The 12052-nt window shown below is 41.7% G+C and carries 11 protein-coding genes and 1 pseudogene; 5 read left to right on the top strand and 7 right to left on the bottom strand.

The features are described 5' to 3' along the window. Positions 1-57 precede the first annotated feature (57 nt). Together hutI and B2R65_RS07360 are read left to right on the top strand one after the other, a co-directional pair. Complete coding sequence (gene hutI / locus B2R65_RS07355) at positions 58-1305, top strand: imidazolonepropionase (RefSeq protein WP_256846157.1); 1248 nt, start codon at positions 58-60, stop codon at positions 1303-1305. 122 nt (positions 1306-1427) lie between these two features. Continuing rightward, a complete protein-coding gene (locus B2R65_RS07360) occupies positions 1428-3092 on the top strand; it encodes a GGDEF domain-containing phosphodiesterase (RefSeq protein WP_286741777.1) in 1665 nt (554 codons plus the stop codon). Positions 3093-3294: 202 nt separating this feature from the next. Here B2R65_RS07360 and B2R65_RS07365 read toward each other — a convergent pair whose 3' ends face one another. Together B2R65_RS07365 and rraA are read right to left on the bottom strand one after the other, a co-directional pair. Further along, complete coding sequence (locus tag B2R65_RS07365; protein ID WP_286741778.1) at positions 3295-4341, bottom strand: formimidoylglutamase; 1047 nt, start codon at positions 4339-4341, stop codon at positions 3295-3297. Between the two features lie 77 nt (positions 4342-4418). Further along, positions 4419-4916 carry a ribonuclease E activity regulator RraA gene (gene rraA, locus B2R65_RS07370; RefSeq protein WP_004589330.1) on the bottom strand — a complete coding sequence of 166 codons (498 nt, stop codon included), beginning with the start codon at positions 4914-4916 and terminating at the stop codon, positions 4419-4421. Between the two features lie 202 nt (positions 4917-5118). On the opposite strand from rraA, the gene B2R65_RS07375 reads away from it, so the two are divergent. From B2R65_RS07375 to B2R65_RS07385, 3 genes are all read left to right on the top strand, one after another. Next, positions 5119-5658, top strand: a complete 540-nt coding sequence (locus B2R65_RS07375) for a phosphatase PAP2 family protein (RefSeq protein WP_286741775.1) — start codon at positions 5119-5121, stop codon at positions 5656-5658. Continuing rightward, on the top strand, positions 5655-6692 hold the full coding sequence (locus B2R65_RS07380; protein WP_096738977.1) for an MJ1255/VC2487 family glycosyltransferase: 1038 nt from the start codon (positions 5655-5657) through the stop codon (positions 6690-6692). Before B2R65_RS07375 ends, B2R65_RS07380 begins: the two co-directional genes overlap by 4 nt. Positions 6693-6781: 89 nt before the next feature. Next, positions 6782-8662, top strand: a complete 1881-nt coding sequence (locus B2R65_RS07385) for a methyl-accepting chemotaxis protein (RefSeq protein WP_064386264.1) — start codon at positions 6782-6784, stop codon at positions 8660-8662. 31 nt (positions 8663-8693) lie between these two features. Here the strand turns inward: B2R65_RS07385 and B2R65_RS07390 are convergent, their stop codons facing one another. From B2R65_RS07390 to B2R65_RS07410, 5 genes and pseudogenes are all read right to left on the bottom strand, one after another. Then, complete coding sequence (locus B2R65_RS07390; RefSeq protein ID WP_286741776.1) at positions 8694-9068, bottom strand: gamma-butyrobetaine hydroxylase family protein; 375 nt, start codon at positions 9066-9068, stop codon at positions 8694-8696. A 62-nt stretch (positions 9069-9130) separates the two neighbouring features. After that, a complete protein-coding gene (gene hslU, locus B2R65_RS07395; RefSeq protein WP_004589335.1) occupies positions 9131-10459 on the bottom strand; it encodes an HslU--HslV peptidase ATPase subunit in 1329 nt (442 codons plus the stop codon). Positions 10460-10470: 11 nt separating this feature from the next. Then, positions 10471-10989 carry an ATP-dependent protease subunit HslV gene (hslV, locus tag B2R65_RS07400; protein ID WP_004589336.1) on the bottom strand — a complete coding sequence of 173 codons (519 nt, stop codon included), beginning with the start codon at positions 10987-10989 and terminating at the stop codon, positions 10471-10473. Positions 10990-11068: 79 nt separating this feature from the next. Further along, positions 11069-11596 (bottom strand): SPOR domain-containing protein, encoded by a 528-nt coding sequence (locus tag B2R65_RS07405; protein WP_004589337.1) that lies wholly within the window; start codon positions 11594-11596, stop codon positions 11069-11071. An 11-nt stretch (positions 11597-11607) separates the two neighbouring features. After that, positions 11608-12052: pseudogene (locus B2R65_RS07410) on the bottom strand (primosomal protein N'); the annotation flags it as partial.

Below are 12052 nucleotides of genomic sequence, written 5' to 3' on the forward strand. Positions count from 1 at the left end.
CTTGTATATACAAGGTGTATTGTTAGACTGTATTTTAAGCACGTTAGGGAGCTAAGTATGCAAAATAAAACAACGGGTTACGCCTTAGAAGATCTCGACTTATTATTAACTGATGCCAACATAGCAACCATGGATAGCACAATAGATGCACCTTATGGGGCTATAGAAAATGCGGCACTGGCGATTAAAAACGGCGAAATTGTATGGTTAGGTGAGCAATCAAACTTACCCAGTTTTGATGCCTTTGCTACCCCTACATTAAGTATTAAAGGGCAATGGTTAACGCCTGGGCTTATTGATTGCCATACACATTTAATATTTGCAGGCTCCCGAGCTGAGGAATTTGAGCAGCGCTTACAAGGTGTAAGCTATGAACAGATAGCTGCACAAGGTGGCGGTATAGCCAGTACCGTTAAGGCCACTCGCGCGGCAGATCATGAGCAGTTATTTGTTGATGCAAAAGATCGCTTAAACACTTTACTTGCCGAGGGCGTAACGACTGCTGAGATAAAGTCGGGATACGGGCTTGATGTTGAAAACGAAATAAAAATTTTAGAAGTGGCGCGTTTGCTTAACGAGCATCATCCTATTGATATTAAAACCACGTTTTTAGGTGCACATGCGCTACCCCCTGAATACAAAGGCCGTGCAGATGAATACATAGATTTAGTATGTACGCAGATGCTTGAGCAGGTAGTGGCTAATAACCTTGCCGATGCTGTGGATGTATTTTGTGAAAATGTAGGCTTTAGTCTTGCACAAACAAAACAAGTGTTTGATGCAGCTACAAAACATAACTTGCCGGTAAAATGCCATGCTGAGCAGCTTTCTAATCAGCAGGGCGCACAGCTGGTGGCTGAGTATAAAGGTCTTTCAGCTGATCATATTGAGTACCTTGATGAAAACGGCGTAAAAGCCATGGCAGAGGCTGGCACTGTGGCTGTTTTATTACCTGGGGCTTTTTATTTTTTACGAGAAACACAGCTTCCTCCCATCGATTTGCTGCAAAAATACAATGTGCCTATTGCTATTGCCAGTGACTTTAACCCAGGCACCTCGCCTTTATGTTCTGTGCATTTAATGATGAACATGGCATGTACTTTATTTAGGCTCACCCCTGAGCAGGCCCTTGCGGGAGTAACCCGCAATGCAGCGCAGGCACTAGGTTTAAAAGACAGAGGCGTGCTAAAGGTTGGAGCAAGGGCTGATATTGCGCACTGGCAAATAAGTCACCCTGCACAATTAAGTTACCAATTTGGCGTAAATAAACTGTTAAATCTATGGATTTTGGGTAGAATTAATTAGTTTGTATTATTTTTGTCCATATTTAACATGCTTTTATTAAATTTTATTGCTAATGGAGTGGCGTAAGCTTGAGTATTTTGACTGACAGTAACTTTCCAATATTTTTTAGCGGCGCGCTGTTAATGGCGATGGTCGCTACGTTATTTGCGGTTAAAAATACCAGTATTAAATTTAGTTACTTATGTACAGGCGCTGTCGGTTTAGCCATTTTAAGCAGCGGGGCTGCTTGGTTAGCAATATTGCTCGCTTTTGGTTTTTGCTTTCATTTATGGCAAGCGTTTGAGCGTAATAGTTGGAGCATGATTATCACAAGCGCCGTTTCAGGGTTGCTATTTGTGGTGTTGTTTTCAGCGCATTTACTCATGGACGTGCCCCTATTTTGGGTGGTGGTGGCTATTATTCTGCTAGCGGTTGTAGGGCTAATGAGCGAGGAAGAAGAGCCCAAAGTTGAAGATTCGCATAACATTAATGAGCCTGAACCGTACCAAGATGACTCTCCTCTTGCTGCATTTGCAGATAAACAGCAGTTACGCCAGGGCTATTACTGCTGGTGTAAAGAAAAACAGCTAGAAGCAGCACTGGTGATTGTTCGTCTAGAAGGGTTTGAGCAAGTTAATCAGCACATAGGCAGAGATTTTGGGGATTTATTGTTGGCACAATCGGCCAACAGAATAAAAGACTTACTAAATAACGACAATGTGATTGACTTAGGTGGTCAAGAAAAATTGGCGCATTTAGGCGGTCTTAACTTTGCCTTTATTTGCAGCTTAGCCGTGCACAAACATAGCCATGAACACATCATTGAGCAAATTATTGGCGCAACACTTAAGCCGTTTAACGTCGCTAACTGTACCGTAGAGGTAAAAGCAAGGGCGAGTTACGTTAATTGCGATGAGCAAGACGCTAACTTTGATAACTTAGTATCGTGTGCATACTTAGCCCTTGATAGTCAGCCTAAAAAAGCAGTGGTTGTGTACCATCAACAAATGATGGTTGAGCAACTTGAGCAGCAAGCCCGTTTAAAAGAGCTGGCTAATATTGATTTTGTAAGCGAGCTTGAACTCTATTTTCAGCCTATTATCCGCAATGACGACGGCCAAATTGAGTTTTTAGAACTTCTGTTGCGTTGGCAGCACCCTCAACAAGGTATTTTATCTGCCCACCGATTTATTGATGATATTCATATTGCGGGTTTAGCTTACCCACTGGCTAAATTTGTTATAGAGCGGGCTGCAGAGCTTGCCATGGCGTTGCGTATAGAGGGAATTGCTATACCGCTGAGCATTAACTTATTTGGCCCCGAAATGCTTAACGAAGAGTTTGTTGAGTTTGTAGATAGTGTGGTGAGTGAGCACAACTTACAGCACGGAGATTTAATTGTTGAATGCCCGCTGCATATATTCACAGATTTAGATAATAAGGGCCGTGCGATGATTGCCCGATTAAATAATATAGGTTTAAAGATATGCGTTGATGGGCTAGGCAATAACCCCATTGTTCTTTCTAAGCTGCCAAATCTAGCTGTTGAATACATTAAGGTGGCGCCATCGCTTACTGCAGATTTTAGCAATCAAAATAATATTCGCAGCCTAGTAGGCGGTATGGTTGAAATGCATAACCAACAAAATACCAAGGTTATTTTTGAGGGCGTTGAAACCTTAGACCAATTAAAGTTTGTAAAAAGTTTAAAAGCGCACGCAGCACAAGGTTATTATTTTGGCCACCCGTTAAGCAGCATTGGCTTAATGAGTTGGCTAAAGCAGTGGCAGGCTCACCAGACACAATAAGTTATGCCAAGCTGCAATAATTATTTTGTAAGGGAAATTCAGCAATTCGCTGCGATAGAATTACTCACTTATAAGCGTATAGCGTGCAAAAGTGAGTTATACACCTGCCAATAGTAAGCTCAATTAACTCACCATTTTTAGCTAAGTCAGTAACGTAATTCAGCGGCCTTAAAAATACAGCGGTTAATTAAGCTAATTACAATTAACGCGTTTTTGCATGTAAGTAGGCATTAACTAATGCACTAATAATTTGCCCACAGCTTTGCATACCTGCTGTTAACCCTGCGGGGTGATTTAGCGGTGCAGCTTCACACAAATGTAGGTAGCGGGCAGTGCTGTGTTTTGCTGTTAAATACACATAATGCTCAGCATCACTAACGCTAAAGCCGCAGCATGTATACGCGCTGGCCGGTAAAAATGAAATGCTGTCTAAGTCGAGTTCAATACCAAGTGGCGCTTTATTAAACGCTGCTAAGGCGTGCTGTACGGCGTCGGTTAGTGATATTTCTCTGCGTATATTAATAGCTTGATAGCTGTGAAAACTACATTGATTTTGTGCGATTAAGTCAAAAATGGCTTGGTTATTTTTTTGCTCATGCAGGCCAATAATATGATATTGCTGCAATGCATTTTTCTTCAAGGCATAGCTAAAGCCATTGCCGCTGTGGCGACCTTCGCAAGGCCGTAAATCTGCATGGGGATCAAAATTTATAGCGTTAACTGAAGCCCCACTATGTTTGCTTAAAGCACTGAGTATGCCAAAGCTATTATTGTGCCCACCGCCGATAATAATAGGCTCAAGGCCCGCATTAAATATTAACGTTAATACCGCCTCTACTCGCTCATCTATTGTTGCGCATAGTTTACGTAGTTGAGCCAGCTCTTCAGCATGCTGGTTATTTAAGCCTTGCGCTTGCACCATTACATCATCAACGTCAATTTCGCCTAACAGCAATACCTGCTGGGTCGCGTTAAACTGGTTAACTGGTTGGTTCAAAAAGTATTGTAAAAAAGCGGGCCAAGCTTGATGTGAGCCACCATTGCCTAAATTAGCGCGAGGGCCTATATCTTCACATATACCAATTAATACGTAGCGAATACCAAATTGCGCTGCATCATTAAGGGCTTGTTGTACATTTACATGGGTGTCTAATAGGGCAACAGACTGCCAGGTTTTTGTTTCGTTAACGCGTGTGGAGCAGTAGGGTTTAACGGCGTTTTCATCATACACTTTTAAGGTAGGGTGCACTGTGTTGAATCCGTATTGAGCAGCAAAAATTATTAGTGGTGGCGTAAGCAGTGCTCTGTTGAGCACTGCTTGTTACTTTATTCTTCGATAACTTCTAGTTCAAGTTCTTCTGCTGATAATACAATGCCAGTACTATCTGCATAGATAAAATCGTCATCAAAAAACGACACACCAGCAAAGTTAACGCCAATGCCATCTTCACCAGCGCCTTCGCTGTCGGCGGCAACAGGAATTGATGCAATCGCTTGAATACCTAAATCAATTTCTTCTAACTCATCTACATGACGCACAGCACCAAATACAATAATGCCGTTCCAGTTGTTATCAAGCGCAAGCTCTGCAAGTTCAATGTCGATAAGGGCGCGTCGTGTTGAGCCACCACCATCGATAAGTAGTACTTGATCAGTACCGTCTTGTGAGAGTATTTCACGGATCAGTTCATTATTTTCAAAACATTTAACCGTTTTAATTCGGCCGCCAAACGTGTGTCGACCACCAAAGTTGATGAACATCGGTTCAAGCACGTCAACCACATCGGCAAAAAAGTCACATAAGTCAGAAGTGCTGTAATCCATTATTTTATCCTCAAAGGGTACATAAGTTACCCTCAGTATACCCTCCTTATATGCAATAACAACGACTTAATAGCAGTAAATTTATTCAAAAAATGCCGAAATTAGAAATGGCAACAATAGTGTCTTAAAAGCGTCACTCAATTGTTATTTTCTGCCACTAAGCTTTAACTATGGTTAGATATTGTGCAGCTAAAGGTAAATAATGAACGACAATAACGTGCTTAAAAAAATGGCTCAAATGGATGAACAACTCTTTTTAACTCTGTTTAATTATAATTCACCCAAATGGCTGAAAACGGCTGCGCTTGGTTTATCTAAAAGTGGTGATGGTGGTTTATATTTACTTATGTGTGGCGCTGTTTGGTGGCTAAGTACCAATGAGCAGCATCAGTTATTGCCAATATCGGTGTTACTGGGGTTTGCAATTGAAAGGCCTATTTATTTTTTAGCAAAACGTAGCTTTGGCCGAATCCGCCCCTGCGATTGCTTAGTCAGTAATGCGTATATTGTACCTAGTGACAAATTTAGTTTGCCTTCGGGACACAGTGCAGCAGCATTTTTAGTTGCGGTAATATTGAGTCACTTTTTTGCAGAGTATGCGTGGCTTTGGTTTAGTTGGGCATCGGGGGGGGCGGTTTCTCGCGTAGTATTGGGCGTACATTTTCCGGCAGATATAATAATAGGCGCCGTTATTGGCAGTTCATGTGGTTTATTTGCGCTGGCTTTGGTGGTGCCTGTATGAAGATATTATACGGCATACAAGGCACAGGTAATGGTCACATTACGCGCGCCCGTGTTATGGCAAGTTGTTTTAAAGAGTTAGGTATAGATGTAGATTACGTTTTTTCAGGGCGCCCTGAAAAAGACTACTTTGATATGCAGGACTTTGCTGATTACAAAACGTTTCGGGGGTTATCGTTTAGCACTAAAAATGGCCAAGTAAAAAGCTATCAAACATTAAAAAATGCCCGAGTGTGTAAGTTAGTTAACGATATAAAATCATTTAATGTAAAAAAATACGATTTCGTCTTAAATGACTTTGAGCCTATTTCAGCCTGGGCTGCTAAGCGCGCAGGCGTGCCTGTAGTCGGTATTAGTCACCAGGCGGCTTTTTTATCTAATAGCGTGCCTATGTTTGGTCGTGGTTTATTTAGAAAGTCTCTTATTAAGCACTACGCGCCAGCAAGCACCTATTTAGGCGTACATTGGCAGCCCTTTGCAGATAATATTATACCGCCCTTTATTGCAAACCATAACCATGGCAATCCTGTAGCCGTTATGAATAAAGTGCTGGTGTATTTACCCTTTGAAAACCTCGACAACATTATTGATTATTTAAAGGACTTCCCAGAAAAAGAGTTTTACTGTTACCACCCGCACGCGCAGGATAAATCCCTCGGGCATATTCATTTGCGCACTCCTTCACGAGCGGGGTTTTTAAACGACTTAGCAAATACCAGTGGCGTAATTGGTAATGCAGGCTTTGAGCTGGCAAGTGAGGCCTTAAAGCTTGGGAAAAAATTATTACTTAAACCTCTCGATGGTCAGTTTGAACAAGATGCAAATGCACAAACATTGCGGGCGATGAAAATGGCCCATGTAATGAACTATTTAAACCCGCAAGCGCTGGATGATTGGAATAGTGCCCCGCAAAACAAACAAATTAATTTTCCCAGTGATCCTGCCCCTTTGGTTAAATGGCTACTTAATAAACAGTGGCATGACACTCACTCATTGCATAAAGATTTATGGGGTAATGTTAATCTAAAAGCATGAGTTATATGTATAAAAAGTTAATAAAAAGTTCAATATAAAGCGCCAGAACGTACTACACTATTAGTGCATATTAAATATAGGTGTTTTCAATGAATTTTTTACAAAACTTAACCATTAAAAGGCGTTTGCAACTTAATGCAGTGGTAGTCGGTCTGGCAATGGTCATTTTGTTGTGTGTGATAATTTATGAGTCACGCGTAACACTCAATCTGAATAAAACAATTCAGCTTGCAGAAGAGCTCAACGTACATGCACTAGAGCTTAGAAAGCATGAAAAAAACTTTCTTTTTTACAAGCAGCAGGAAGCACTTACATCATTTGATAAGGATTTTAAACAGCTAAGCACTAAAATCAAAAAGCTGCAGGAGGTAATGCAACAGCAGGGCATTACCACAGCGCAAATTGAACATTTTCATACGCTTATTACTAACTACAACAACAATTTTTCAGAGGTTGTTAGGTTACAGCAACAGATAGGTTTAAACCCTAAAGATGGGTTATATGGCAAGCTCAGAAATGCAGTGCACGAAGTTGAGGTGCTATTAAAAGAGCAAGATAACTTTGAGCTTTTATCGGCAATGCTACAGCTGCGACGCGCTGAGAAAGATTTTATGCTGCGCTTTGATGCAAAATACTTAACTCGCTTTAACGAACTTATTAGTACGTTTAAACAAAAAATTACCCAAGCTGATTTGCAAAGTAGTTATAAGTCGCAAATAAGCCCTTTAATAGATACGTATCAAAGCGCTTTTCAAAATCTTGTAAAGGCACAAACGCAATTAGGGCTAGATTTAGACTCAGGTGCACTAGGCGTTATGCGTATTAACGTAGAAAAAAGCGATCAAGTTGTTGGTCAAATTGTTGAGTCAACTAAGCTGGAAGTTGAGAAAAGCGTTGACCAAGCGCAGTTTATTGCCATCGTTGTATTTGTTATTTCGGGCATTATAGTGTTGGCGTTGGTGTACTTTACTAGCCACTCAATTATTGTGCCTATTGAGCGGGTGTATCACACCATAAACGACATACGCCGTAATAACGATTTAAGCGTAATGATAGAGCAAACAGGTAATGATGAAGTTACCATTATGACCTCGGACTTTAATAGTTTAATAGGCGATTTTAAAAACCTCATAAACGAAGTTAATACCGCGCTTAATACGTTAAATGTGGCAACAGAGCACTTATCTGAAAGTACCTCTGCAACAAGTTCAGGCATGCAAGAGCAGTTACATGAGGCGGATATGGTTGCCACTGCGGCTACGCAAATGCAGGCAACGATTCAAGATATTTCTCATAATACCGAAGCTGCTGCTAAAAAAGCAGAGTCAACCAATCTAAGCGCGCAGCAAGGGCGTAATGAAGTAGACTCTACGGTTAAGCACATACGCGATTTATCTTCGTCGTTAGGTAACGCATCAAGTGTGGTATCGCAACTTGAAAAAGACGGTGAAACCATAGGTTCTGTGCTCGATGTAATCAGAGGCATTGCAGAGCAAACTAATTTACTTGCATTGAATGCCGCGATAGAAGCCGCTCGTGCTGGTGAGCAAGGCCGAGGGTTTGCTGTTGTGGCGGATGAAGTACGCTCGCTTGCGCAACGTACACAAGAGTCTACCAGTGAAATTGAAGGCATTATTAATACGCTTCAGCAGCGCACGCAAGAGGTAGTAAGTATTATGCATCAATGTCGCTCGCAAGGTGATGAAAGTGCTTCACAAGCTATTAAAGCGGGTGATTTACTCGGCGCTATTACCGAAGATGTGCAAACCATAATGGAAATGAGCACTCAAATTGCCGTTGCTATTGATGAGCAAAGTCAGGTGGCATCAGAGGTGAACAAAAATGTAGTACGCATTAGAGACATTGCCCAAGATGCCTCTGAGCATGCAGTTAATAATGCGCAAACCAGTGAAGAAGTCTCTGAACAAGCGCGCGTATTATTTGCGGCTATTGATAAGTTTAAAGTGTAATACAGTGTAGCGTTTAAAAAGCCAATAAGGTTTAAGGAACAAACTTTATTGGTACGCTGTCTTTGTTTTTTTCGTGCTCGCCAAGACGCGCTTGGTATTTATCCCACAAGGTTTCGTGCTGCGCTTGTAGTGTTTCAAAGTAGCTCCAGCTAAATAGCCCGCTGTTATGACCATCATCAAAGTCTAATCTCAGTGCGTAATGCCCCACCGGTACAATCTTTTTTATACCAACATGTTGTTTATTAAGTACCAACTTCATTGGCTCTGCACCATGCCCTTGCACTTCGGCCGAGGGAGAGTGAACGCGTAAAAACTCGCAGCTAAATACAGCCATACTGTCATCATCAAAGTAAACATCTAGGTTTTTACTCACGCTATGATAATGCACTTTTGTTACGTGTTTCATTTTATATGTCCCATTAAAAAGCCCCCAATATGGAGGCTTTTAGTATAGTATTTTTGCCTACCTTATAAAATAAAGCGGCTTAAATCTTCATCTTCAACTAATGCGCCTAAATGTTTTTCTACATAAGCGGCATCAATAGTAAGGGTAGAGCCTGCTTGTTCAGATGCATCGTATGAAATTTCTTCCATTAGCTTTTCCATTACCGTATGTAAGCGACGAGCACCAATGTTTTCGGTTTTCTCGTTTACCTGCCAAGCGGCTTTAGCAATGCGCTCTATTGCATCATCGTTAAACTCAACATTTACTTGCTCAGTTTTAAGCAATTCACGTTGCTGCTCAGTAAGGGAAGCATGTGGCTCGGTAAGAATTCGTTTAAAGTCATTAGCACTTAGTGCTTCAAGCTCTACACGAATAGGTAAACGACCTTGTAGCTCAGGGATCATGTCTGATGGTTTAGCCATTTGGAACGCACCCGATGCAATAAATAGCATGTGGTCGGTTTTCACCATACCGTGCTTAGTATTAACGGTTGAGCCTTCAATTAGTGGAAGTAGGTCGCGTTGTACACCTTCACGGCTAACATCTGGGCCTGACGAATCGCCACGCTTACAAATTTTATCTATTTCATCAATAAACACAATGCCGTTTTGCTCTACTGCAAAAATAGCCTGCTCTTTTAGCTCTTCAGGGTTAACTAATTTAGCGGCTTCTTCTTCGGTTAATAACTTAAAGGCTTCTTTAATTTTTAACTTACGCTTAGTACGTTTGTCGCCACCCATGTTTTGGAACATGCTTTGCAACTGGTTGGTCATATCTTCCATACCAGGAGGCGCCATAATCTCTACGTTTGGCTGTGCTTGTGCTAAATCTATTTCTATTTCTTTATCATCAAGCTGACCTTCGCGTAATTTTTTACGGAATGTTTGACGAGTAGATGAGTTGTCATCGCGCTGCGTTTCACCGTATTGATCTTTAGCCGGTGGTAAAAGTGCATCTAAAATACGCTCTTCTGCTGCTTCTTCTGCGCGGTGTTTAAACTTTTTAGTTTGTTGCTCGCGGGTCATTTTAATTGACACATCAACTAAATCGCGAATGATAGTCTCTACTTCTTTACCAACATAACCCACTTCAGTAAATTTAGTCGCCTCTACTTTAATAAAAGGCGCATTAGCGAGTTTAGCTAAACGGCGGGCAATTTCAGTTTTACCGACACCGGTTGGGCCAATCATTAAAATGTTTTTAGGGGTTACTTCGCTGCGTAAGTCATCGTTTAGTTGCATACGGCGCCAGCGATTACGCAGGGCAATAGCCACGGCTTTTTTAGCATTAGCTTGACCAATAATATGCTGATCTAACTCGTGTACAATTTCTCTTGGGGTCATAGCAGACATAATGGGTCCTATTATAATTCTTCGATTGTTTGGAAGTTGTTGGTAAATACACAGATGTTGCCAGCAATGGTCAGGCTTTTTTCTACGATATCGCGAGCGCTTAAATCGGTGTTTTCTAATAGGGCAGTGGCTGCTGATTGAGCAAAGTTACCACCGCTACCAATGGCAATTAAATCGTTTTCTGGCTGCACTACATCACCATTACCGGTGATAATTAGTGAAGCAGTTTCATCTGCAACCGCAAGGAGTGCCTCAAGCTTGCGTAAAGCTCTGTCGCTACGCCAGTCTTTGGCCATTTCTACAGCGGCTTTAGTGAGGTTACCTTGGTGCATTTCTAGTTTGCTTTCAAAGCGTTCGAAAAGGGTAAAGGCATCAGCAGTACCGCCGGCAAAACCAGCAATTACTTTGCCATTATAAAGGCGTCGAACTTTACGGGCGTTGCCCTTCATTACGGTATTACCAAGTGAAACTTGGCCGTCGCCACCAATTACTACTTTATTGTCGCGGCGTACACTTACGATAGTGGTCATGTTATTCCTCATCATCAAGCTGCGGGGGCAGCTTGTAAAAAACGATTATGATGAGGTTATATGGGTGAATGGACTAATTTCAAGTCCAGCCCCAAATTCCGCAGCTAACAACATGCACTCGCTTGAGTTTGTTTTTGTCGCTTTCGGCTTGGCGCTTTGTTTTATAAGGGCCTAAACGCACTTTATACCAAACACCATTAGTACCTGTGGTCTTTTTAATTTCAGAAATTAAGCCCGCAAAGGCAATTTTAGCTTTGAGGGTTTCGGCTTGTGCGTGTGTTCTAAACGACCCACACTGCATAACATAGGGGCCTTTTTGCTCAATTTCTCTTACTTCAACTTGGATCTCGTGCTCTTTAATTTCTTCAATGAACTTAGGGGCGCGAGGTTTAGCTATTTCTACTTTTTCAGCTGTTTTAGGGTGCGCCTGCTGCTCAACAAGCTCAGGGTCGGCGTTATTTTTAATAAACCATAAGCCGTAAGCAAAGCCGCCTACAAGCAAAACAGTAATAACAACTAAAAGTATAGGAAATGGTTTTTTAGCAGGGGCTTGCTTGGTGTTTTTTCTACCCGCTGGTTTTTTATTAATATAATCGTGCTGTGCCATTTGGCTTTAACCTAAATCATGTCTATAGGGTCAACATCAAGGCTCCAACGCACTTTTTGTGCAAGTTTGCTGGTGCTTAAATAGTCGACCATTTGCGCAAGATACTGATGCAATACTTTGCGGTCTTGCGCTTGAATATGCAATTGAAACCGGTACATACCCGCCACTCTTTCTAGTGGGGCAGGAATTGGACCGAGCAATTGTATACCAGATACACCGTTAACAGGAACCAAATCCGTCAAAAAATCGACAACGAGCTTAATACTGTGCCCTTGTGCTCTAACTATAGCCATATTGGTAATGGGTGGAAGGTCGGCATCATCACGCTCACTTAAAGCAAAACGGGCAAAATCTTGGTAGCCATTGTTTACTAAGTCTTGCAATAAAGGATGTTCAGGAAAGTGGGTTTGCAGTAATACTTGGCCTGGTTCGCCAGAGCGACCCGCGCGCCCAGCA

Source organism: Pseudoalteromonas sp. UBA2102 (assembly GCF_002331165.1).
GTDB lineage: Bacteria > Pseudomonadota > Gammaproteobacteria > Enterobacterales > Alteromonadaceae > Pseudoalteromonas > Pseudoalteromonas atlantica.

Coding starts and splice junctions, on each gene's coding strand:
- hutI (WP_256846157.1), top strand. CDS start 58: ATGCAAAATAAAACAACGGGTTACGCCTTAGAAGATCTCGACTTATTA.
- B2R65_RS07360 (WP_286741777.1), top strand. CDS start 1,428: ATGGCGATGGTCGCTACGTTATTTGCGGTTAAAAATACCAGTATTAAA.
- rraA (WP_004589330.1), bottom strand. CDS start 4,916: ATGGATTACAGCACTTCTGACTTATGTGACTTTTTTGCCGATGTGGTT.
- B2R65_RS07375 (WP_286741775.1), top strand. CDS start 5,119: ATGAACGACAATAACGTGCTTAAAAAAATGGCTCAAATGGATGAACAA.
- B2R65_RS07380 (WP_096738977.1), top strand. CDS start 5,655: ATGAAGATATTATACGGCATACAAGGCACAGGTAATGGTCACATTACG.
- B2R65_RS07385 (WP_064386264.1), top strand. CDS start 6,782: ATGAATTTTTTACAAAACTTAACCATTAAAAGGCGTTTGCAACTTAAT.
- B2R65_RS07390 (WP_286741776.1), bottom strand. CDS start 9,068: ATGAAACACGTAACAAAAGTGCATTATCATAGCGTGAGTAAAAACCTA.
- hslU (WP_004589335.1), bottom strand. CDS start 10,459: ATGTCTGCTATGACCCCAAGAGAAATTGTACACGAGTTAGATCAGCAT.
- hslV (WP_004589336.1), bottom strand. CDS start 10,989: ATGACCACTATCGTAAGTGTACGCCGCGACAATAAAGTAGTAATTGGT.
- B2R65_RS07405 (WP_004589337.1), bottom strand. CDS start 11,596: ATGGCACAGCACGATTATATTAATAAAAAACCAGCGGGTAGAAAAAAC.